The 22605-nt window shown below is 54.9% G+C and carries 25 protein-coding genes and 1 tRNA gene; 5 read left to right on the top strand and 21 right to left on the bottom strand.

Features of this window, described 5'->3' with window-relative positions; genetic code table 11:
* Window positions 1-229 precede the first annotated feature (229 nt).
* Window positions 230-388, bottom strand: a complete 159-nt coding sequence (locus P186_RS14200) for a hypothetical protein (protein WP_014287788.1) — start codon at window positions 386-388, stop codon at window positions 230-232.
* Window positions 389-618: 230 nt separating this feature from the next.
* Here P186_RS14200 and P186_RS14195 point away from each other — a divergent pair, with 230 nt between their 5' ends.
* Together P186_RS14195 and P186_RS14190 are read left to right on the top strand one after the other, a co-directional pair.
* Window positions 619-1770, top strand: coding sequence for a PaRep2b protein (locus tag P186_RS14195; RefSeq protein ID WP_014287786.1), 1152 nt, complete (start codon window positions 619-621; stop codon window positions 1768-1770).
* Window positions 1725-2435, top strand: a complete 711-nt coding sequence (locus tag P186_RS14190) for a hypothetical protein (RefSeq protein ID WP_237179447.1) — start codon at window positions 1725-1727, stop codon at window positions 2433-2435. The genes P186_RS14195 and P186_RS14190 overlap by 46 nt, the downstream gene beginning before the upstream one ends.
* Window positions 2436-2523: 88 nt before the next feature.
* On the opposite strand, the gene P186_RS02345 is transcribed toward P186_RS14190, so the two are convergent.
* From P186_RS02345 to P186_RS02315, 7 genes are all read right to left on the bottom strand, one after another.
* Window positions 2524-3369 carry a CBS domain-containing protein gene (locus P186_RS02345; protein WP_014287784.1) on the bottom strand — a complete coding sequence of 282 codons (846 nt, stop codon included), beginning with the start codon at window positions 3367-3369 and terminating at the stop codon, window positions 2524-2526.
* A gap of 16 nt (window positions 3370-3385) precedes the next feature.
* The gene (locus tag P186_RS02340; protein ID WP_014287783.1) at window positions 3386-3949 is read right to left on the bottom strand and encodes an XTP/dITP diphosphatase; all 564 of its coding nucleotides are present in this window, start codon (window positions 3947-3949) and stop codon (window positions 3386-3388) included.
* Window positions 3949-4680, bottom strand: coding sequence for a protein disulfide oxidoreductase (pdo, locus tag P186_RS02335; RefSeq protein WP_014287782.1), 732 nt, complete (start codon window positions 4678-4680; stop codon window positions 3949-3951). The genes P186_RS02340 and pdo overlap by 1 nt, the downstream gene beginning before the upstream one ends.
* A gap of 24 nt (window positions 4681-4704) precedes the next feature.
* A complete protein-coding gene (locus P186_RS02330) occupies window positions 4705-5109 on the bottom strand; it encodes a hypothetical protein (protein WP_014287781.1) in 405 nt (134 codons plus the stop codon).
* Between the two features lie 30 nt (window positions 5110-5139).
* Window positions 5140-6069, bottom strand: coding sequence for an NAD-dependent malate dehydrogenase (mdh, locus tag P186_RS02325; RefSeq protein WP_014287780.1), 930 nt, complete (start codon window positions 6067-6069; stop codon window positions 5140-5142).
* Window positions 6070-6135: 66 nt separating this feature from the next.
* Window positions 6136-7482 carry an FAD-dependent oxidoreductase gene (locus tag P186_RS02320; RefSeq protein WP_014287779.1) on the bottom strand — a complete coding sequence of 449 codons (1347 nt, stop codon included), beginning with the start codon at window positions 7480-7482 and terminating at the stop codon, window positions 6136-6138.
* A gap of 27 nt (window positions 7483-7509) precedes the next feature.
* Complete coding sequence (locus P186_RS02315; protein WP_014287778.1) at window positions 7510-7935, bottom strand: thioredoxin family protein; 426 nt, start codon at window positions 7933-7935, stop codon at window positions 7510-7512.
* 84 nt (window positions 7936-8019) lie between these two features.
* Here P186_RS02315 and P186_RS02310 point away from each other — a divergent pair, with 84 nt between their 5' ends.
* On the top strand, window positions 8020-8895 hold the full coding sequence (locus P186_RS02310) for a UbiA-like polyprenyltransferase (RefSeq protein ID WP_014287777.1): 876 nt from the start codon (window positions 8020-8022) through the stop codon (window positions 8893-8895).
* On the opposite strand, the gene P186_RS02305 is transcribed toward P186_RS02310, so the two are convergent.
* From P186_RS02305 to P186_RS02295, 3 genes are all read right to left on the bottom strand, one after another.
* Window positions 8873-9970, bottom strand: coding sequence for an MFS transporter (locus P186_RS02305; protein ID WP_014287776.1), 1098 nt, complete (start codon window positions 9968-9970; stop codon window positions 8873-8875). The two genes, P186_RS02310 and P186_RS02305, sit on opposite strands and share 23 nt — an antisense overlap.
* Window positions 9945-10535 (bottom strand): 50S ribosomal protein L6, encoded by a 591-nt coding sequence (locus tag P186_RS02300; protein WP_014287775.1) that lies wholly within the window; start codon window positions 10533-10535, stop codon window positions 9945-9947. Before P186_RS02300 ends, P186_RS02305 begins: the two co-directional genes overlap by 26 nt.
* Window positions 10536-10820: 285 nt before the next feature.
* Window positions 10821-11543 carry a DUF72 domain-containing protein gene (locus P186_RS02295; protein WP_014287774.1) on the bottom strand — a complete coding sequence of 241 codons (723 nt, stop codon included), beginning with the start codon at window positions 11541-11543 and terminating at the stop codon, window positions 10821-10823.
* 39 nt (window positions 11544-11582) lie between these two features.
* On the opposite strand from P186_RS02295, the gene P186_RS02290 reads away from it, so the two are divergent.
* Entirely contained in the window at window positions 11583-11936 is a 354-nt protein-coding gene (locus tag P186_RS02290; RefSeq protein WP_148682640.1) for a hypothetical protein, read from the top strand.
* A 31-nt stretch (window positions 11937-11967) separates the two neighbouring features.
* Window positions 11968-12168, top strand: coding sequence for a hypothetical protein (locus P186_RS02285; protein WP_014287772.1), 201 nt, complete (start codon window positions 11968-11970; stop codon window positions 12166-12168).
* On the opposite strand, the gene P186_RS02280 is transcribed toward P186_RS02285, so the two are convergent.
* The 10 genes from P186_RS02280 to P186_RS02230 all read right to left on the bottom strand — a co-directional run bounded on the left by P186_RS02280 (window position 12165) and on the right by P186_RS02230 (window position 22562).
* Window positions 12165-13070: an isoaspartyl peptidase/L-asparaginase gene (locus tag P186_RS02280; RefSeq protein ID WP_014287771.1), complete on the bottom strand. Its 906-nt coding sequence runs from the start codon at window positions 13068-13070 to the stop codon at window positions 12165-12167. The genes P186_RS02285 and P186_RS02280 overlap by 4 nt on opposite strands.
* Complete coding sequence (locus tag P186_RS02275) at window positions 13067-13546, bottom strand: 30S ribosomal protein S4 (RefSeq protein ID WP_014287770.1); 480 nt, start codon at window positions 13544-13546, stop codon at window positions 13067-13069. The genes P186_RS02280 and P186_RS02275 overlap by 4 nt, the downstream gene beginning before the upstream one ends.
* A gap of 34 nt (window positions 13547-13580) precedes the next feature.
* A complete protein-coding gene (locus tag P186_RS02270) occupies window positions 13581-14042 on the bottom strand; it encodes a 30S ribosomal protein S13 (protein ID WP_148682639.1) in 462 nt (153 codons plus the stop codon).
* A gap of 30 nt (window positions 14043-14072) precedes the next feature.
* A complete protein-coding gene (locus P186_RS02265; RefSeq protein ID WP_014287768.1) occupies window positions 14073-15488 on the bottom strand; it encodes an ABC transporter permease in 1416 nt (471 codons plus the stop codon).
* Entirely contained in the window at window positions 15485-16555 is a 1071-nt protein-coding gene (locus P186_RS02260; protein ID WP_014287767.1) for an ABC transporter permease, read from the bottom strand. The genes P186_RS02265 and P186_RS02260 overlap by 4 nt, the downstream gene beginning before the upstream one ends.
* 50 nt (window positions 16556-16605) lie before the next feature.
* Entirely contained in the window at window positions 16606-19236 is a 2631-nt protein-coding gene (locus P186_RS02255; RefSeq protein ID WP_014287766.1) for an ABC transporter substrate-binding protein, read from the bottom strand.
* Window positions 19237-19471: 235 nt separating this feature from the next.
* Window positions 19472-20650 (bottom strand): glucodextranase DOMON-like domain-containing protein, encoded by a 1179-nt coding sequence (locus P186_RS02245; RefSeq protein ID WP_148682638.1) that lies wholly within the window; start codon window positions 20648-20650, stop codon window positions 19472-19474.
* Between the two features lie 338 nt (window positions 20651-20988).
* Window positions 20989-21080, bottom strand: a tRNA-Ala gene (locus P186_RS02240).
* A 251-nt stretch (window positions 21081-21331) separates the two neighbouring features.
* Window positions 21332-21637, bottom strand: coding sequence for a hypothetical protein (locus P186_RS02235; protein WP_014287763.1), 306 nt, complete (start codon window positions 21635-21637; stop codon window positions 21332-21334).
* A gap of 25 nt (window positions 21638-21662) precedes the next feature.
* Complete coding sequence (locus P186_RS02230) at window positions 21663-22562, bottom strand: radical SAM protein (protein WP_014287762.1); 900 nt, start codon at window positions 22560-22562, stop codon at window positions 21663-21665.
* Window positions 22563-22605: the final 43 nt, after the last annotated feature.

The raw sequence follows: 22605 nt of genomic DNA, 5'->3' as shown, positions 1-22605 counted from the left end.
TGCCGGCGACTGTAGCAACCCACAGCGGCGAGGCAGACTACAACCCAACGCCCGTATATCGGAGTTCGCCCAACCCTCCGGCGCGCCACCCGGCGCCTCCCAGCCGCTTTTCGGCGTCTGCGACGCTACACATCTTTACGTACTGAGGTGTAGCCCTTCTCCCTTCTCTTCTTGACTCCTAGCTCCCCCTCGCCCTCCGCCACGGCTTTGTACATCAGGACTGCGGCTTTTAGAGCTGGCTTGTTGGCACCAGCCAGCCGCCCGCCAGCTTAACCACACCCACCACGAGGCCCCCCTCCAGGGCCCACTTCACAGCGCCGTGTATAGTCTCAATACATGAACCGCTACCCCCACAGATGTCGTACGCCACTCTAAACGCAGACCCCATGGGCGAAATCGAGAAGAGCCGTTCCAGAAAGGCCTCTAGAGGCCGCGGCGCCGATGTCTTGAAGACACCGCGCCAAGACGTTTGTAGCGCCTAGCGACGCGGCCCGGCGCGAGGCGCCGCCGAAAGGCGCCTGCGAGCCCCCAGCCTTCGGCGTAGGGGCGGAGGAGATACACTGGGGCCGCGGCGAGAGGGAGGGGAAGCCAGTCAAGATCTACGTCCCGTATTTTGATGTGGCTAGCGAGGGGCTGAGGCCTGTGTACCGTGTAGAGCTACACGGTAAATACGCCGAGGAGGTTTGGGATAGGCTTTCGGCGGCTTCCAACATGTCCGTTGAGGAGAGGAGGGCCGTCATAGACTTCGTGGTCGAGGGCTTGAGGGAGGTTAGGATAGGCGGCCGCGAACTCGACCCCGACCGCCTTGGGCAGAAGCTGGAGAAGTGGCTCGGCGAGTGGCCCAACAAGGCGCCGGAGATCACCGTATTTGATAAGGAATCCCGCATACTCCACACCCTAATAAACGCCTTTAGAGAGCTGGCGGGGAGCGGCGGTGAGGAGGCTAGGAAGCGCGCCGTGGGTATGCTCCTACACGCAGTGCTGGGAGACGGGACTGTGAGGGCAAACGAGATTACGCTGTACGTCGGCAAGGGCGATAAGATGTCGGCGGAGGACAAGGCAGATCTCTACAACGCACTGCTGAGGAGATTGGGGTACCAGCCGAAGATGACAAAAGCCGAGAGAGCAGTCTACATAAGGCTTTACGGCGGGGAGGCGGTGAAGTTCGCCCGGGATGCTTTGCCGTATCTAGCGGCTCTTGAGCCTATGCTTGAGGTAGTGAAGAGCGACGAACAGATTTATTCTAAAGTTGTAAAGATGATTGACATGGCTAAGGCGGAGAGGGTCAAGTCGTGGATAAAGGACTTCACCACAGAGGGCGAGAGGCCGAGGGCTAGGCTAGTTGTCGAGGCAGACGGCGTAGCGGCTGAGTTCTCAATAAGCCTGCATGAGAGTAACATGGTAGAGCTCCACTTCCGCACAACCAACCGCGAGGAGGCTGAGCGGAGGGCGGCAGTGCTTAGGGCTGTGGGGGTGAGGGCTGAGGTGAAGAAAGTTGGCGGCCGCGTTGAATGGCGTATAGTAGTCACCACCAACGCCCTCGCCGCTGAGTCGGTCCACGAAGCGGTCAGAAAGGCAGTGGCGGAGTTCCTTCAGCGGTGCAGAGAGGCCGGCGCCATCGAAGCGCAGACATACAGACGCCTCGCCGCGAAGTTCGAGAGGGGCGTGCCGGAGTGGGGAGACATAAGATTCTCAGTGACGTTGAGAAAAAAGCCGCTGTATTTGTGGAGTACAAACCCAGCGACCCGGAGTCCTACAATAAAGCTGTGAAGCTTCTGCGGGATCTGGGCATGAGGGACAGTTGCGAGGGGGAGTGGTGCGTTGTGCACTTCACAGCGAAAGAGCCGAGAGGGGGCGAGAGGGGCTTCGTACACATAACGGCAGACGGCCTCAGATACATCGGCTGGCTGGCCAGCCGCGGCGATGAGAGGGCGCAGTGGCTGAAGGAAATGCTCCTAAAAGAGGCCGAGGCGAAGGGAGAGGAGGTGCGCCGGCGCTTGGAGCAGTACTTCCGCGAAGGCGAGATGTGGGGCTCCGTAAAGCCGCCCGTCGAGAAGGAGGTCGAGGTAGAGGGCAGGAGGATGAAGGTACGCGTCGAGGAGGTGAAGGCGTGGACAGAGAAGAGCGAAAAGACGGAACACTTGGTCGTCAAGATAAAGGCAAAAGTTGAGGAGGATGGGCGGGAGGCGGCTATGGAGAAGGAGGCCAGGTTCTTTAAAAGCGGCGGCAGGGTCTACGGCTACGTCAACATACACGCCGGCGCCGAGGGAGGACACGAGGCGGACTACGCGAGGACGGCGGCGGTGCTGAAAGCACTAGGCGTGGAGAAGTGGGACCGAGAAGAAAGACGGATACGCCTCACCGGAAGCGCCCTAGACGCCCTAATGCGCCTAGAACCCACATGCGCCGCCCTGGGCATATGCCAAAAAGGTTGAAAAAGACACAAAGGCGAAGGCTGTGCGCTACGTCGGCGGCGGCTCTCGTAAGGAGGTGCTAAAAACCCGCGGCGTGGGCGTGTTGCTACTACGCCCCCTCTTCAAAAAGAAGCATCAGGGTCTTTTCTGTAACCATGCCGATCACGGCTGTGCCCTCTTCGTTTACCACGGGGACCCCACCTACGTCAAATTCCAGCATCTTTCTAATAACGTCTATGACCGGGTCGTTTGGCTTTGTGAGGAAAATTGGGGACTTGGCTATGTTGATGACGTAGTTGTTTACCACCTCCTCGACAGCCCCCTGGCGTATTTTCTCAACTGTCTCATCGTCTGCGAAGTACCTCAAGACGTCCTTGGCGTGCAACATTGACACAACTCGTCCGCTTTCGTCTACAATGGGGTACCGTCTGAATTTGTAAATGGTGATCCCCTCCAGGACGTCCATCACCGTGGAGTACGGGGTTAGGACGTAGATAATGCGCGTCATCACGTCTCTAACTCTGTGCGGGAAGTCTAGCTGGGAGGCGATTTTTAACACATCCCACTCTGTGAATATTCCCAAAAGCCTCCCGGCCTCGTCGACTATGGGCATAGATCCGAAGTTGTGTCTTAGGAAGAGGGAAATCACCTCAGCCACTGGGGTCTCGGGCCTGGCGGAAACTACACTTCTCGTGCCTATCTCAATCACGTTTTTCATATAGATGTCGCTGTAGAGAGAGCCCTCGGCGTTTTTATCACTAACCCATGAATATATCGCATCTAAGATGTCCAGCATTGTTATTATGCCTACTAGCTTATCTCCACGTACAATGGGGAGCCTCCTAATGTCGAGACTTACCATTGTCTTCATCGCGTTTAGGACTTTCTCCCGCTCTCCTACAGTCACTACATTTTTTGTGGCGAACTCAATTACAGGTCTGCTGAAGAGATCCACAACTTTACAAACGGCCTTATTTAAATAAATTCTTTTTAGTCAGCCAAGCCCCCAGCGCTGAGAAAGCCCTCGCTCTGTGAGAAATTTTATTCTTCACCTCTTCTCCGAGCTCTGCAAAGGTTTGGGACATGCCATCAGGTATGAAGATCGGGTCGTATCCAAACCCGCCGCGGCCCCTCGGCTCGTTCGCAATGTAGCCCCTGGCCTCCCCCGTAAAAACCTCGACCCTACCCCCTATACATATAGCCACTGCGCATTTAAAAAGCGCCCGCCGATTGGCCACCCCTTTGAGGAGTTTCAGAACCCCGCCTAGGCCGATGGTTCTGTAGACATACTCGGCGTAGGGCCCTGGGAAGCCGCCTAGAGCCTCTATATATAGGCCTGTGTCTTCCACGGCTACATAGTCGCCGTATCTACTGCATAGGAGCTCTGCGGCTCTCCGCGCGACGGCTTCCACATCGTCGTGTTGAATTTCTACCTTCTCCGCGTCCAGCCTCTCTACTTCAACGCCGAAGGGGGCGAGGATTTGAGAAACCTCGGCGAGCTTATGGGGGTTGTTTGTCGCAAGCCTTATTTTCATCAAGAGAGGCCCATGTGGTACCTGACACGGGCCAGGAGCTCGTGCTCCGGCGGCACGCCGACGAACTCCACATCTCCCACGGCGGCGTCCTCCGCCTGTAGAACCACCGTGGGGACTCCAGTTACTCCGTACATATCTGCCAGATCCGGGTTTTCATAAGCCTCTACAACCACCGACACGACCTTCCCCTTGCTTTCGAAAGCAAACATATTGGCCAACAACGCCGCGTATGGGCAGTAGGGGCAACTCGGCGTGACGAAAGTTAAGATATATACCCTCTTTGGCGCGTTCTGGGCGAGATTCGAGAGCTCGGCCCTGGTCTTCTGCCTCAATCCAGTCTTCCCCGTGCTGAGCCTAACCACAGTCTCTATGAAGGCCCTCACCTCCTCGCCCATGGGGGCCCCCCAGTACCTTATAAACCCGTCTCCGAAATATATCGCTGGGACTCTCTGAGGCTCCACTCCGAACCTCTTAAACGCCTCCATGTCTCTCTCGGCGTGGTACTTCTTGACATTGAGCTTACCTGGAGGCGCCAGTTTCACGAGTAGGTCTAGTAACTCCTCCGTAGGGACACACCAGTTGGTGTCGCGCCCAGCGCAGTTGGAACTTGTAAAGAAGTTTATATCTACCGAGCCCTCCATCTGTGATAACATCTCTTTAATTATTTCCTGAGTCTCCTCATCAACCTCGATATGAGGCACCTCCTCTGGACCTCCTATAGGGACGGCCATGAGCTGATGAACGAGTAGTATATATTAAGCTTGCCTCCTCTTCTTCCCTCCTTTCTTAGCCTTCTTGGTTTTTTTCCTGGATTTCCTCTTCTTCTTAGCTCTCTTCTTCTCCTCGGCAGTTTTAGAGGGGGCCGTCTCGAGGTACTGGAATATCTGATCTATAATCTCTCTGTACTTACCTTCAACCTTGTTCTTAATATCGTCGACATCGACTTGGGACTCCTGCCTCCATGCGGTTAAGTCTAGCAGGAAGCCTATCCCTTCTACATACCTCCACGGATCAAGAGTCATCTCTCTCACCTCTCTTAAAATGGTCGGATTCACCTTTCCGTTGAACGGCATGACGGCGAATACGTGGCCTAGCTCAGAGTCTTCATAAACCGCCACCTTACCCCTCTCACCTGCGACTTCAAACAGAACCTTGTCCACGGAAGGTCACGTAAAGATGTAGTTAAAAAATTATTGGAGGTAGGCCGGCGGGATTGAGGCCACGAGCTTCCGCACAGCCTCTACGCTCTGCATAAACTTCTGTTTCTCCTCCTCTGTGAGCTCCACCTCTAGGATTTTTACGACTCCGCCTCTCCCGAGGATTAGAGGCACCTCGACGGGTATGTCGCGTACGCCGTACTCCCCCTGTAGGACGACGGAGGCTATGAGCGATCTCTTGGCGTCGCGCTTCACAGCCTCTGCCATGATGGCAAGCCCGGCGCCGGGACCCCAGTTAGAGGAGAAGCCCCTCAACTCGGTTATCCTCGCGCCGGCCTTGACGGTGTCCTCAACTACCTCCCTCAGCTGCTCCTCTGTCAGTAGCTTGCTGAGCGGAACGCCGTGGAGGAAGCTCTTGCTCGGCACTGGGAACATGCTCTCGCCGTGTTGGCCAAGGACTATTGGCAGTATTGAGGCGGGGGAGGCGCCCAGCTTCTTGGCCGCGTAGTAGGCGAGTCTTCCCGCGTCGAGGACGCCGCTGAAGCCAATAACTCGCTCTCTCGGGAAACCTGTGGCTTTCCACATCACATACGTCATGGCGTCGAGTGGGTTTGTGGTTAATATCACCACGGAGTTAGGCGCGTATTTCCTAATCTCCCTGCCTATTTCCGCCACTATCTTGGCGTTTGCCTCTAGCAACTGCTCCCTCGTCATGCCGGGCTTTCTGGGGAGCCCAGCGGTGACTACCACCAGGTCACTCCCCTCCATGTCCCTGTACTCGTTGGAACCCACATACTCTACGTCTAGCCCTAGTATAGAACTCATGTGGTTCATGTCCAACGCCTCGCCCTGTGGCAACCCCTTTACAATATCAATAAGCAAGATCTTTGTATCTATCTTCATTAAGCCCATAATTATGGCGGCCGCCGCGCCCACCCTCCCACTTCCAATTATTGTTATCATAGATATCTAAATAAATCTAGGTAAAATGCTTTCTTTCCTATCTAGTCGAATGAGTACTAGCCAAAATTATAATTTACCGCGGCTGAGCACCCTAGCGGCCACTATCAAGGGGTGCCAGACAGGCGCCGTGTCTGGCATATAGCCTATGTCTGAGAAGAAGAGGTCGGAGACTGTGTAGCCCGACTGCAGAGCGACGGCTAATATGTCTGCGTAGGAGGCAACCACCTGGCTCCCCCCGACTATCTGGCCTCCTAGAATTCTACCGGTGGACTCCTCTGCTACCAGCTTCACGTGAACCACCCCGCCGCCGGGCATGTAGTGCGCCTTGGTCCTCGCCTTTATCAACGCGCTCTGCGTCTTGAAGCCCAGCTGAGCTGCCTCCCGCTCGCTTAGACCTGTCCGGGCTATGTAGAGGTTGAAAAACTTGGTGACTGCGGTGCCCACGACGCCGGGGAATTTCAACACGCGGCTCCTCACGGCGTTGCCCCCCGCCACCTGCCCCTCCTTGTTGGCGGTGGGCGCCAGCGGAATCCACACACGTCTGCCGGTTAATCTATGGACTTTCTCCGCCACGTCGCCGGCGGCATAGACGTCGGGAACCGTCGTCTCCATGTACTCATTTACGTAGACGGCCCCGGTCTCCCCAAGCTTAGCTCCCGTTCTCACTGCGAGATCTACGTCGGGCCGCACCCCGACGGCCAGCAGGACCTCGTCGACGGAGTATTCCCCCTTCTCCGTGACCACTTTGTTGACGTGGTCGTCCCCTCTAAACTCCACAACCTTCTCCCCCAGGTGTAGCTCGACCCCCCTCGCCTTCATCTCCTCAGCCACGAGAGCCGCCACGTCGGGGTCCAAAGCCGCGGGCAGTACCTGGTCAAACATTTCAAAAAGCAACACTTTCTTACCCATTTCAAGCATCACCTCCGACATCTCGACGCCGATGTATCCACCCCCAACGACGGCCACAGTCTTCGCCTTCTCTAGGTGTCCTTTCAAGCTGGGGACCTCGTCGGGGTGCCTCATGGTTAGGACGCCCTTCAGCTCCACCCCCGGTATCTTTGGGACTAGGGGCTTGGCGCCTGTTGCGATGACTAGCTTATCCCACGCAATCTTTTCGATGGATCCGCCCCGTTTAACTGTGACATTCCTCTTTTCAACATCAACATCGACGACTTCAGATCTTATGAGTACCTTTATGTTACGCTCTTTTTCAAACTCCTCGGGGCTGTACGTCATCAGATCGTCTTGGCTCTTAACAAGCCCCCCGATTGCATACGGCATGCCGCAGGGCGCATGTGTGATCATTGATCCGCGCTCGATGAGCGTCACCTCGGCGCTTGGGTCTAGCCTTCTGGCCCTAGCCGCCGCCGAGGCCCCGGCGGCTCCCCCGCCAATTACTACTACACGTACCATGGAGCTACACTTTTTCCGTTTTTTAAGTTATTTACAGCCCGCTCTCGAGAGCACCGACTCGACGAATATTTTAAACTGCGGGGCCGTCATGAAGCCGGGGGCGAGATCTACAGGCTGTCCGTTGTAGAAAGCCACTGTCGTGGGTGTTCCCATGACGCCTAGGGAGGCGGCTAGTTGGTAGAACTCCTCTATATCTGCCTTCACGAAATTTGCGACGTCGCTATAGCGCTCGCCTACCTGTCGGAAGATTGGGTCAAACATCTGGCAGTATGGACATGTCTTTCCGAAGAACATAATAAAAGTCACTTTACATCCATAAAGTGCGTTTTTTAGCTGGACCCCGCCTCTTAGGACGTGGCCTGGCGCGTAGCTGACTGTGCAACATCTGGGCTTCCTGTCTCCACTACTGAGCTCCAGAGCTTTTTTCCACAGCAATCTGTCGATTTCATCCATCAAGGGCTTTGTTTGAATCCCATTTTAAAACTATAGCGGCCGCGGCTCCTCATCTAAATTTTTATACTTGTTCCAAGGCGGGGCGTGTCGTTTGACCCCGAGGTCGTCGGCGCGACGACGGTTAGAATACTTAGATTTATTAGGGTTGAGCACACGGTTTTCACACTGCCAATGGCTTACGCCGCCGCGTTGCTAGCGGGAGGCGAACTAGATCTCTGGAGGGCCCTCTTTATAGGGCTTGCTGTATTTGGCCTACGGACCGCCGGCATGTCGTGGAACAACATAGCAGACTACCCGATAGATAAACTCAACCCCAGGACACAGCGCCGCATGTTGGTTTCGGGGAAGGTCAGCTTCAAGGAGGCGTACGGCGTCTTCTTATTCGGCGCCTTGACTTTTGTCCTGTCGGCGGCCGCGTTGGGGCCGTGGCCCCTGGCGCTGTCGATCCCATACCTGTTGGTAGTCGTTTCGTACCCATACGCGAAGAGGATCCACTGCCTCCCCCATATACACCTAGGCGCGGTCTACGCGCTTGTGCCCCTGGGCGCCAGCATCGCCGTGTATCCCTCAGACATCGTAGCCGCCCTGTCCAACACGCCTTGGCTTCTCGTACTCGCCGCAGCACTGTGGGTCGCCGGCTTTGACGTAATGTACTCAAAAAACGACTGTGAATTCGACAAGTCACACGGCCTCGGTAGCATACCAGCGTGCTTCGGCTTGAGGGCTGCCGACTACGCGGCGTTTGCACTACTGGCCACCTCAGCGGCGTTGAACATACTCAACTACCTAGTCCACCGTCTGGGGCCCGTCGGGCTTGCGGTGACTCTCGTAGGGGCGGCTCTTGAGGTCTACTCAGCAGTGCTCGGGGCGAGGGGGCAGGAAGCCACAGGATTCAACCTTAATCTGTCGGTGGGACTGCTGATACCGTTAGGGATATTTATCGGAGTTTTGAACATATAGCGGCGAGGAGCATCATTACGACAAGCGGCGCGACGGCGCTGAAAAAGGGATTTGCCAGCACTCCAGAGGCCGCCGCCCCCATGGCGTAGCCGAGGTTATTTACAGCTTGGTATATCCCGTAACCCCTGCCCCAGTAGGCGCCAGCCACGTACCTCGATAGTGACTGGTCAAGCGAGGTAGAGGCGATCGCCGTCCCCAGGCTCTCCAACACCCACCATAGGGAAAACACGACGGGGCTCTGCGCCGTGGCCATGCCGACTAAGGCGACGGCCATTAAGACGCCGCCAGCCAATAAAAGGGGCGCGTCTGGCCTGGCGAGTCTCGGCCCGTATAGCCACGAGAAGACGGCTGGGAGGTAGACTAGAATTGCTGAAAACGGCGAGAGAGAGAACTTACCGTGTAGATATGGCAGAATCTGAGGTCCGTACAAGCCGGTGGCTAGCCCCAGGAGAAACGCCACGGCGACTATACAACCCGCAACTCTGATATTTTCCTCCTTGTGACGGGCCGCCAGGTGGACAGTTTCACTCGGCAGTAGTAGGAGAGAGGTCGCAGATATTATAGCGAGGGCTAGGGCAGATGTCTTGAAGGCCGGCGCGTAGCCCCACAGCTTGTCTAGAAGGTATGTGATTGGTATAAACGCGCCGCCGCCTACTGCGCCGACAGCCGCCGCAATCCTCATTTTGGAGTACAAGTTGGGATTCTCCAGGCCCCCAATGTCAGATATATAGGCTATTGTGGCCACGTTGACTAGGCTTGAGGCAACCCCGGCGAGGAACAGCGCCATGTATATATGCAAAATTTGGCTGGAGCAACCTAGCAAAGCCATGGCGGCGACCAACACGGCGGCTCCCACCATGTTGGTAAGCCTCCTACCAAGAAGGTCGGCGGAGGCTCCCGCAACAGGACGTATCGCTACCACCGCCAGGGCGTACGTTGAGAACGCGAGGCCAATCTCCAGCTCCCCGCCGCCGAGCTCCAGGATGTAGAATGGGAGTAGGAAAACTACGAGGGAGTAGGGAGTGGAGAGTAGGGAATACGCCCTGAGATCAGCTTTTAATGTGCTCGTGTCCAACGACGTAGATCCCATCCACCACGCCCAGCCCACCCTCGCGGCCGTGGGGTGACGGCCTCTCCTCGCCGTGTAGCTCCGTGGCCGCTTGTATGGCGGCGGCGAACCGGCTCACCAACTCCCTGTCAATACCCTCGACAATTAGATCCTCCTTCCCCTTCACCTCCACCTTCACCCCCTTGGGGATCTCTAACACTATCTTGGACTTGCGGCCAAGGAAGTTTTCAATAATTAGCTGGTTCCCCTGCACCTTCACCAACATGGGGAAGTGCGTGTATATAACCTTGAGCTTATACCTCCACCCCTTAGTCACGCCGAGAAACATGTTTTTAAGAATACCCTTATACGTCCCAATTATTGCATAGTCTCTCTTCCTAGCGTTGAAAACCTCCAGGATAATCCTCCCGTCTTGGAGGCTCATCACCACCGGCGTGTTTCTAAACTCCTTCACAACCTCGCCAAGAGGCCCCTTTACCTTCACTAGGTAGTCAAAGGGCCCAGTCTTCTCAATAGCGACGCTGACGCCCTTCGGCACCTCAACCTCCTCGACGCTGTAAGCCACACGCATAAGCCGCGTTCAACGCCACATTTAAAAAGTTTGTCCACCACCACGCGGCGCCCTACAATACCTCTCAACGCCTCTGAACGACCCTGGCGGCTCCAACACAACTGCCTTCCCCGATAACCACATCCTCTGACGCCCTTGACACACCGGAAACTCGTTTCATTAGCGTACGTGCGCAGAGCGAGTTAGTGCATAAGGCGTTTTGCAGGTAAAGCCATAAGCGGCCGTCCGCAACTGACCGCCGCCCAGCCCCCGGGGGCAAATCTCGCTGACGGCGTCTTTTAGAGCCTATGTGTCCGGCGCCTCGCGGCTCAGCATCTGTTTCAACGCAACTGCGTCGTCATACATATAGATGTTGTTAAACATGACGTATACCGCGTCGCCCCGGAGCTTTCTTATAACCGCGGCTATTTTCTTTAAATCGTCATCGGTGTATTTGTAGCGGTAGTTAACCTCGCCCTTGCCAAGCCCGTGGAGTCTGAAGTAGTATAAATCGGCGGGCAACGGCTCCCTCCTCAACGGATCTACTACGATGAGGATGCCCAGGTCGGCCACCTTCCTTATGAGGCCGGGATCTCTATACGTCTCGCCTCTGGGTTCCCACGCCAGCCTCCAGCCACCGGCTACAGACCTAAAAAAGTCGTAGATGTGCGGCAACGGCTTGAGGCTTGGTGGAGTCTGGAAGACCAACACCTCGGGGCGCAGAGGCGCAACTGCCTCTAGAAACTCCTCCCAGAGCCTAAGGTTTTCCCTAGTCGGTTTTAACAAGCCGTGCCCCTCCCCCGGCTTGAAGCCCCTGGTCCTTTTAAATGTCGGGCTGTCGGGGGGGTGTGTAATGCCTTGAAACACCTTGGCCGTGAAGCGGAATTCTGGGGCCTCCCGCCTAAGCTCCGCCATCCTCTCCCGCCGGGGCATGTTGTAAAACGTCTCCTGCAACTCCACGACGTCTAAGGTCTCGTACACGACGCGGCGGGCTTTGGGGAAGCCGCACGTGCCAACTAACACCTTCACATAGATACTGCCTATTTAACTTATTAACAGTGCAGTGCCGTGGATAAGAAGTCAATATACTCCGGAGTACAGAGTTGCTACGCAACGGCGGAGGGCATGTATGTAGAGGGGGGCAAGATGGACTTAGCAAAGGCGGCGGCCCACCTCTACCTCCATATGAGAGATCTAGAGAGGGGCTATACATACGACCACGAGTGCCGACGTATTAAAATGACGCCTGAGTTATTCGAGGCTAGGTCTAAATTCCTAGTCAAACTATGCAGAGAGCAGACGGGGACAGACTGCGACGAGGTGGAGCGTCTAGTTAACCACGTCTTGAAGAAGTACGAGCTACCGCAGTGGGCATTGGAGATGGCCATGAAGAAGATTGTGAAGATATCGCGGCTTTTCTAAAACATTTATATATCCATAGCCCCATGGCCCAATGAGCGATAAACGGAGAAGCGTCGAGGAGAATCTTCGTAGGCTCCCTGTAGACTACACGGAAGAGGACGGCGAGATTGTGGTTAAGGTGGGCAAGGGGAAGAGGCTCCCAGAGTCCCAGTTTAGAGAAACTATCAACGAGCTAAAGAAGATGGGCTTTAAATTTGACCCAGACACCAAGACTTGGAGAAAGAGGGCTTAAATATCTACATAAATCTCGCCTCCTTTTCCCCACCCCCTCGCCATCCCCTTTGTGTTATAGGCGTAGGCCGGGCTCCCCTTGGAGTCTACTCCAATTATGCCCACGGTGTCTGGGCCGTAGATCTCGGTAACACGTCTCACGACAGTCTCCAGAGCAGTAGCCACGTCGCCCGTCTTTAAAAGCTCGTCGCGCGCCCTCAGCGACAGGGCAGACATTATTATGACCTCGCCCACGCCGGTGGCGCTGAAGGCCCCCACCCCGTTCTCCGCCCAGAAGCCAGCCCCGGGGATCGGGCTGTCGCCAATCCTCCCAGGCCACTTCAGCCACACCCCTCCTGTGGAGGTCGCGGCGGCCACGTTGCCGTCCCTATCCACAGCGACGGCGCCGACGGTGTCCCCCATAAATTCTACAAGTTTCTTGTAGTACCACCTCCCCTGCCTAGCCTCCTGGAGCACCTCGTAGAACCTTTTGTTTTTCTCCTCGGTGTAGAATTTATGGCTGTGATCCAGCAGGCCGGCTCTCGCAGCCAACAGCTTCGCGCCTTCGCCAGATATTATTACGTGGTCGGTGTTTTCTAAGACGTAGCGCGCCAGCCTCACGGCGCTCTTAACACCGTCGACGGCGGCGACGGCGCCCGCCTTCTTAACACGTCCATCCATCACCCCCGCGTCCATGTAGATTCTCCCATCTATGGCGTACACCGAGCCATACCCAGCGTTGAAGACGCCGCTCCTCTCCATATACTCCACAGCGGCGACCACGGCGTCGAGGGCGCTACCCCTCTCAGCCGCGTGCAAGCCCTCTACTATTGCATCTGCGAGGATCTTCAAAACGCGGTTCCTGCGCTGTTCATCAACCCTCCATTGCCCAGCCCCGCCGTGGACGGCGACTACCGGCTTCACTGGATGAGAGAAATCTTATCCTCAAGCTCCCTGGGCACTAGAAAGCCCGGGGAGGTAACCCTCCTCCCCGCCACAGCCACGTGTCCATGTACTATCAACTGCCTAGCGTGGTATATAGACTTCGCCAGCCCCATCCTGTATATAACTGTTTGCAACCTCCTCTCTAATACAGCCCTCACATCAAGCGACAGTATTCTATCTAGAGAGACGTTGGGATCTTCGATAAACCCCATCTTGTAGAGCTTCTCCTTAAACGGCATCTCAAGCGGCGCCCTCTCCTCGGCAGTCATAGAAAGCAGAGAGCGGGCGCGCCTCACAATCCACTTCAGCCTCGCCCTTGCAAGCCACAGCTCCTTCTTATTCCTAAGCCCGTACTCACCCATCAGCTGGAGCTCCTCTAGCAAAAGAGACTTGTTCCAGATCTTCTTCGGCTTACCGGCGAGGTATCTCTTCTTAGGCTTCTTCAAGCCACCCATACACCCGCCTCAGCACTGCACACTTTATAAGTTTTTACTTACCCCCAGCGGCGGCCTTCTTCTTAGTAACGCCGGCAGTAGCCCCAAACCTCCCAGTGGTAACCGTCCTCTGGCCTCTAACCTTTAAGCCAAGAGAGTGTCTGACACCCCTCCAGCTCTTCAACTTCTTCGCCAGGTCCACATCTCTCTTAGCCGCCAGCACGAGCTCAGAGCCAATCAAGTGGATATCTCTACCCGTCTCTGGGTCCTTCCTTCTATTTAAAAACCAGGCGGGCGCCAGTTCGTGGAGGTTCCGCACCGCCCAGTCAAGTTTGTTAATCTGCTCCTCCGGGAGCGCGCCTAGGATGGCGTGGGGATCTATACCCAGCTTCCAACAAATCGCATAGGCAGTGGCTATGCCAATTCCCTTGATTTTAGCCAGGGAGTAAGCCACCTCATTCCCCCCGTTAAGATCCGTATCGCCAATACGTACGATGGCCCTCATTTCCTGAGACACAGAAGGCGGGACGGCAGAGTTTTTAAATTTTTATTGCCGCTTGAGCCTGGGGTTGACAATAGGCTCCAGAGCGAAGAACACCAGCACAAACCCAACCGCCGTCACGATAATCAACAGGCCGGGCGGCAGGATCCACCACCACGCGAAGTTCTGAAGTGCGCCGTTGTCGAAAGCCTGTTGCAAAATCTGGCCCCAGGTGGGTATCGAGGGATCGCCCAGCCCCAGAAAGCTGAGGCTAGCCTCAGACAATATGGCCCCCGGTATTGCAAATATCATGAGGGCAAAGGCGTAGGGCAACACCGGCGGCAGTATATGCCTCCTCATAATCCACCAGCTACTAGCCCCAGCCAGCTTCGCAGCCTCGACGAACTGACTCGACTTTATGCTCAACACCATAGATCTGACAATAATCGCGGTGCCAGCCCAGCCAAAGACCACTAACACCAGTATTATGTTGAAAATACTGCGTCCAAGCACAAAGACAAATAGAATAAGGAGTGGGAGGGTGGGCAGGTTATTCATGACGTCTGCAAATCTCTGAATCCCCTCGTCTACTCTACCGCCGACGTAGCCACTGAGAATGCCCAAAGCCAGCCCCACCAAGGTGGAGAGCAACGCCACCACGCCGCCGATGAAGAGAGCCACGGGGAAGCCAAATAATAGGCCTTGGGCGAGGTCGCGGCCTAGGTAATCTGACCCCATCGCGCCGTAGACAGCGCCCTGGATGACGAGGCGGACGAGACCGATCTCATCTCTCGGGTCTCCCACCATCTCAACCTCGAAAACATAGGTGCCCTTCAGCGTCTTAAACGACTCAGCTACGCAGTTTTTGGAAAGGGGCTGGCCAAAGACTATGTAGGGCAACAAAGAGGCCTCTCTGACGTCCGAGGTGGTGCAGGCAACCCCCAGATCGTTAGCAAAGGCTGTCACCTTCCTTATAGCTTGGGGATCTGCGCTGAGGATAATAGATCTGGGGTTCTCCACAAACCTAACATACGGCGCCGCCTCTCCAGGCCTAGGCGGAGGTATACCTGTATCGTAGTCAAGCAAGACGACCTCTCTGCCGTCTGGCCTCTTTACTTTAAGAGAAATCACTGGGACATCTCCGTAGAAGGTCAGATTTGAGTATTTGAAAATTATCCCAGTGGGGAATTTATCTGAGTCTAGGGTATAATTAAACACCCACCTTTTCACATTTTCAGACACCTCACTAGGCCTATACATATTTTTAACATAATGCTGGGGTAATCTATACGGCACGAAGTAGTTGTACCAAACAGGCGGGACAAGCTTCGGATAGTCCTCCCAGAATTTCGGATTTGACCAGTACTTGGTGCCGTAGTCAAGCGGGAAGGTTAACACCACGTATATCGAAATCAGCGAGAACAGTATCAGAATCGCCGCTCCCGCCAGCCCCGCTGGACTCTTAAAAAACTCCCTAATCATGACAACCTAATACGCGGATCCACCACGACGTAGAGAACCTCCAGGATAAACCTAGCCACGATATAAACCAAGGTGAAGACATACGTCAAGGCGAAAATCACCGGCTCGTCCAGCGCCGTAATCGCTTGGTAATAAAGCGACCCCATCCCAGGCCAGTTGAAGACCCTCTCGGTAATTATGTAGCCAGAAATGGAATATGCAAGGCTTAGAATTAAGTTTGTCAATATAGGCGGCAGAGATGGCCGGAGAATATACCTACTCCTCACCACACCCTCCGGGAGGCCCTTAGCCCTGGCGAAGTTAACAAAATCCTCTTGCGACACGTTAAAGACTATGTTCCTGGTGGTATACGCCCAGCTTCCGAAGAACACAATGAATGAGGCCATGAGGGGCAGTGCTAGGTGCCACAACAAGTCGAGGGCATACGCCAGCGGCTCCTTGGGAGGGGGCACAGACACCATACCCCCCGGCGGGAATATCTGCACACCCCACAACACCTTAGGCCCATAGGCGAGGGCCAGTATTAAAACGAGGCCCGTAAACCACAGCGGGAGGGCGTAGGAAGCCGCCGATGAGATAGAGACAACCCTATCAGATCTGCTTCCAATATTAGAGCCTATGTACAGACCCATCCATATGCCCACAAGAGAGGTGAAGAGTATACCCGTGGTGGTGAGTATGATGGTGTTAGGTAGCCGATCTATGATTAGGTCAGATATCTTGTTAGATCCCCAAGACGACTGTAATGTCCTGGAATACCCCAAATCTAGAAATAACAACCTGTAGATTAACTGAGGCAACCTCACGTACCAAGGCTTGTCGAGACCCAGCGCCGCGGCCCTCTCCTTCTTATACTCCTCAACAGCCCTTTCCAAAACTGTAGGGTCCTTTATCTGCCTACTAAGCTGTTGTTTATATTCCTGCACCTCGGCAGTTAATGTGGAGTTTAGTACCTTATCAGACAGGCCTGTTGCCCCCATTATAATAGCTAATAGAAACAGTACGCCGATTAAAACAATTATGAGAGTTACGGCCTTTACGATAAGCGTTTTTGCAAGAGAAGCCATGGATCCAAAAAACAAGAAGTTTAAAAAAGCTATCGGAGGTTTATATAGATCTATCTAACCTTCGTCTCCTCTTTACCCCCGCCTCTCTTCCTAAGCGCGAAGGCTAAAGCACCTAACACGGCGAGTAAACCAACTACACCGGCGGCTAGAGCCTCTGTAGTGCCGGTGGCAGGCAAAGCCGTCGTGGTAGTCACCACGGTCGGAGGCGGCGGAGAAGTGGGCTGTGGCGATGGAGTTGGAGAAGGCGTGGGCGATGGGGTCGGGGTAGGCGTTGTGGTTGGCGTGGTGGGGGCCGCGGTCTTTGGTATGAATACCTGAGTCGCCTCGGAGACCACCGGCACGTTCTCCGCGTAAGTCAGTAGCCAGAATTTATACGCCTTGTTAGCCGTTAACTTCGACGCCACATCTGCAGGTATCGTAACTGTAAGAGGTGCGGCGCTCGCCGAGGCTAAATCCGATATGTATACAAATTTCCCAGTGGTTGGGTCTATAATGCCCCACTTGTAGTATATCTTACCGGCGTCCGGCGGCACCTCCAGCGAAATAGACACAGAGCCGGATTGGCCCACGGCGATCGTGGGAACATTAATCGCCTTGACAGACACAGGTGACGCGGTACCAAAGTAGAATGCACCTGGCTTGTAGGGGTAGGTGGGATCTCTATACGCCCTAAGCTCGATGTACTGCTTAGCTGTGTCTATCGCGTAGAGATAGAACGGGCCCTGGGATATCACCATGTGGCTGTACTTGTTGTACCAATCCACAGCGGCCCTGTACCTCGCCAAAGCTTCGTCTTTCGTAAATAGGACCTTGTCCCCGATCTTAAACCAGTTTTCTGGGAAAACGCCTTTATCAGCCGCCGACTGTAGAACAGTAGCGGCCGCCTTGGCGTGGTCTTTCAAAATCAGCGACAGCCACTGCACATTGTATTTGGTAGCCCCAGCCCTAGAAGCGGCGTATGTCTGATTCACGTAGACCAGCTGATCCACCGCGTAGTAGACCTCCCAAGGCATGTCTGGAGTTATCACGGCTTGCGCCGCTATGTAGTTGGGGTCGAAGTGCCAGTAGTCGACGTAGACCTCAATCGCCGTGTCGTTTATTATCCTAATCCCCTTAATTATCGCCATCGTGCTATTCACATATGAAGCAACGCCAGACTCGCGGGCCACCTTTTTCGGATCGTTAGAAATATCCCACAGGAATGCATAGATATACAACACATCGGCCAGCTTTATCGGCTGGCCGTCGTGCCACTTGGCACCTATGTATTTAGCGTAGTTGATGACTACCTTTGATTTGGCCTTGGCGCCGCCAGCGCTGACCCAAGCCTTCTGCTTTGCGTCCCATCTATAGGCATCAGCCGGAACGTCGAAATACCCGTCTGGCCCCTTAGTTTCCACAGAGTAGGTGGCCCTAAACGGCATCGGCTCGCCGGTAAACGGATGGTTCCACATCGCTGGGTCGTACATCATCCTGTACCAATCAACCGAATAGACGTCGGTGAAGCCGCCCTGCGGAACCGGGTTCCAGGCACTTGACGCGGTCCAGATCCACAGGTGGCCCACGTTAACCACGTCTTTACCTGGCACGTACCAGTTCCTTGCGTTGTACACAGAAGCCCTCAGCCCGGCGCCTAGGTCAACAGTTACACCTTTTAGGTTGGGTGAGGCTACGTAGGCGTTTAGATTTGTATTGACAAACACCCTTATCGACTCACTGACACACATTAAAGTGGCCTGTCTATAGAGATCTACATATTCTTGGAAGGACTTAAAGGCGCCCTTATATAACGTGTCCGTAATCTTGTCTATTGTCTCATTTGCGTAGTTGTACCAGCCAGTGGTGCCCCACCCGGGCATGTAGCCAAACCACGAGGCGCAGTACTGCGAAATAGAGCTTGTATCCCACCTGTCAAGTGCGCCCTTACCCCAGCCCTCGGTGTAGAAATGCCACTGGAACTCCTTGGGATCGGTTCCGTATACAGTCTGTATCGCCACGTCAAACGTTACATACTTCCTATCCACTGTGAATCCCAATTGCTCAAGGGCCGAGGCGAAGGCGTCGCCGATGTCCTTACGCTCGTCCTCGATGCGGATCAGACCTATTACCGTCACCGGCTTACCCCCACAGTACCACTTGCCGTCGGCGCCCTTCGTGGCGCCCAGCTGGGGCATTCTCCTATCCACCACAGACTTGGCGTAGTCTAGGTCGTACCTTATCCCAAGCTGTGAAATTATGTCAGCCACCACAGAATATGTGGGGTCGTAGGGGGACAGCCAGATGTACATCGGCACGGCGAACCCCTTGAAAATTTCATTCGCCACGTAGTCCCTATCCACAACAAACTGCATGGCGAACCTAATCTCGCGGTCGGAGAACGGGTTGAGACAAGGCGGATTTGTCGGCGCGGGGTTGAGAACTATGTCGTTGAAGCCGGCGGCAGCTGTGTAGAGCGCGACAGTCGGATCTCCCTTAAGCGGAGCCGCCAGCGACGCTCTCATGCCGAATATATAGACATCTATGTCGCCAGCCTTAACCGCGGCGGCCGCCTGGGCAATCGGTACAGATTTACCGATGATTTTATCAACAGCTGGACCTGGGCTTGTGGTGGGAGGCGTGTATTGGGCAAAAAGCGCCGCGCCTAGTATCATTATCGCCAATAGGACTATTTTGATTTTCATAAGTTACACGATTCATGTCCTTTTTAAATTTTCCTCTATTTTTACATTTATAAAAATAGTAACCGAATAGAGAAGAATAACGGCTCCCGCAATAAGTAGAAAAAGAGCCACGAGAACAAACAGAGGATCTACACATCGCCCCTCGCCACAGTGAGCCTGCCGATACGACTGCTGGAATGCGATAAATAAAGAAAAAAAGAGCAGTAAAAAACCTAATGCTATTAGGATTCCTATCCTACTTACGCCTCGCCGCGGCAAGCGCCCCCGCCAGCCCAGCGACGACGCCAAGCCCCATCACGGCGTAGCTAGTCGGATCGACATACGGCTTCTCCACATATATCTGCTGCGTCTGCGTGACGTATGAAGTATGAGTCTGCGTAACAGTACTGACGGACGTCGTAGTGACGTAGGATGTCTCTGTAATGGTTAACGTGTCGGTCCTCGTAACAGTCAGAGGCACAATCCTGTTCACAGTGGTGGTGGTGTACGCCAGCGGGAAGTTGCCCCAGCTCAAAGACTGCGGCTCCAAAACCGCGGAGGCATTCCTCGTGAATGTCCTGAGTGGCGTATTTGGCCCTAGTATGTCTAGGACCCTTGGCACGGTGCCGGAGAGCACCGCCGAGGCGTTAGCCGCGCCGACGCCCACAGTCCACTCCTGGGCCACCGGCCCGAAGGGCCTGATCCGGCCGGGGCCAAAGCCGTCGTATGACGTAACTAAGACGTAGTATCTCCACGTGGGTTGTGGGAAGTCGCTCATCAGCCTAGTGGTGGGAGGTATGAGCTCCCTCGGCACAACAGCCACTATGGAGTTGCCCTGGGCGTATACGCGGGGTAGCGGAGACACGCTGATGATTCCGCCAGTGACGTCCGCCACAGCCACATAGTTAACCGTCTCGTTACCCCACTTAGGCCCAATGAAAATAGCAACATCCCACGGAGCCTGCCCCGAAAATCTCACGCCGGGCGTGTACTTATACTGGGTTAGATTCGCCGGATCCGGACAGAAGAAGCGGGTGGCTTCGTCGAAGAAGGCGTTGCCAGACGCGACATCGCCGTCGTCCGGCCTAAGCACGGAGCAGGACACGGTGCCCCAGGGGTTGCCCGGGAACCCCCGGCTTATGTATATCTGGACGTACTGGAGCGAGAAGCCAGTCTCGGAGCCCCAGGGGTTGCCGCCTAGATCTGCAAAGGTTATTCTAAAGACGAGGGCATCCGCCGTTGCGTTGTAAAGCACCTCGAACTTAGTCAAGTCGAATACCGTGCCGTTTTTAAAAACGGGGTTCTGAGGTGGTGTAAACCAGCCAGGCCCCTTGTAGTCTTCAGTGGGGTCAGTGGCCGTTTGTACAGTAAGCACACCCTGTGCATATATCAATGCGGCAAATATAACTGCTAGGAACATCTTTCCCGAGTTCATAAATAAGTAGAAAAAAGACATATTTATAGATTGCCCCCGCGGCCCGCCAAAACCGCCACTCAACAACACCCTACACAAACCCTTGATAAACAAAAAACAGATCGCGTCAGTGAACCCTTATCCCGCGGATCCCCACGATGAGAGGCCAAGGCGCGGAAATGACGTGCAAAGTAGACATCAACCGCGGGGCTTGGAACCACACAGATTCAACAGATGCACGCATCCGTACCCCCCTCACGTGATGAGACAGGTGGGGTTTTACAAACCTCCTCAGGACTGAACTGAGGCAAAAATCAACTTGCTCCCATTGGGCTCTGCCTCGTAGAACGAGAGAAGAGTGGTGGACCGGCCGGGATTCGAACCCGGGATCTCCCGCAGTTTGGGCGCGGACGCCCGCCAAGCGGGCATCCTTCCGCTAGACTACCGGCCCTTTACATATATAGTACGTGTTTTTAAGCTTTTCTCTGCTGTGGATAGGTGCGGTGTGGGGGGCGAGGCGCTTCGCAGACTGTAGGTGGGCTCAAGGGCGCATCCAAGTTTGCAATTTCTTGTCGCAATGAGGCGGGAGCGAGGTTAAGGCGTCTGAGGGCGTCGCGGTGTTGCTTTTGTGGTGTGTTGTTGAGGCTGGCGGGGCGTCGGTGTATGTGTCTTGGCGTTGGGGCCGGAGAGTGGCTGGGGTTTCTAGAGTGTGCTTACGAATTCTGATAGGAGGTATAGCAGTAGGGCGCCTATTATCATGCCGCGTCCGCCGTATTTATTTAGGCCTGAAAAGTAGAGGAGAGCCCCGACGAGTCCGAGGATTACTGATAGTGTTTTCGAGATGGAGATTATGTGCGTCTTTAGTACATTTTTGAGGTTTTGTAGAAAGCTGTCTATTGACGAGAGTATGTTCTCTATTGTCTGGCTTATCTTGGCAAAGGGGTCTGTGGCGTTTGTAGCGGCTATTACGATGGGTGTTAGGATGAGGAGTGCTGTGAGTATCTTCACGTCTATTTAACACCTTAATAAGCAACTATATCTCGAGTTTTTTCGTGCCTACTGTCAGCCTTATCTTTATGTTGCTCGCCTTTAGGCTTCGCGGATGTGCTCCCCCCTCGTCGTAGTACACGGCTCCGTCGTCGCGCACATATTCGTTCGGCGCGGCCGTGGCCATGGCGTGTCTAAATAGGCGTGATCCAATCTGCACAATGTCTTTCGAACGGCCTGTACATACGTGGGCCGGCACAGCCACCATCTCGGCTATCTTCCTCGCCGCCTCTAGGCTCCCAGCCACGTTGAGGCCCTCCACTCTGAACCCCGCGGCCCTCAGCCTCTCCACGTTGCTTTCAGAGACGTCTAGCTCGTTGATGTTTACGAAGCTTATGTAGGGCGCCAAGGCGTTGACGGCATCGGCGATTTCTCTTTCATATCCCGGCAGGGCCGGCACCTCGGCGCCGAGGGTTTTCCCAGCCGCGGCAAGGGCCTTTAGATACTTCTCCCTCCCAGCCGCCTGCCCCCTCGACGTTATGTGTATCCTAACCTCGTCCACCCGGCTGGACGCCAAGATGCCGACTCTTTTGCCGTTTAGGTTGAGTATGTGGGTGTACATGTGTATGTGGAAGCCGTCGCCGAATTCTCTCTTTAAGATGTCCGCCACGACCTTGACTCTCTCGGCCACCACCGAGGGATCCCCCCCGGTCACGGCGGCGCCGTCGGAGGCGTACTCTGCGACGATTTTGGGTATATCTTCCAGCCTCTGTACAGGCACGTCGTTTACATAAACAACGTCGCGGCCGAACCTCTCGGCGCCCACGGGACAGTAGAAACAGCTAAGGGGACAGAGGCCTGTGATAAATATTACGCTTTTGGCGCCCAGGAGGCACAGCTCGCACCCCCTTGCGAAGCCCCCTCTAAACACCATGTTGTAATACACGTACGGGGCGCGGATCTTTATTTAAAAACTGTAAGTTTGTATA

It is taken from the genome of Pyrobaculum ferrireducens (assembly GCF_000234805.1).
Classification (GTDB): domain Archaea; phylum Thermoproteota; class Thermoprotei; order Thermoproteales; family Thermoproteaceae; genus Pyrobaculum; species Pyrobaculum ferrireducens.
The sequence above is the reverse complement of the archived record's forward strand: the minus strand, read 5'-3'. Positions and strand labels throughout refer to the sequence as shown.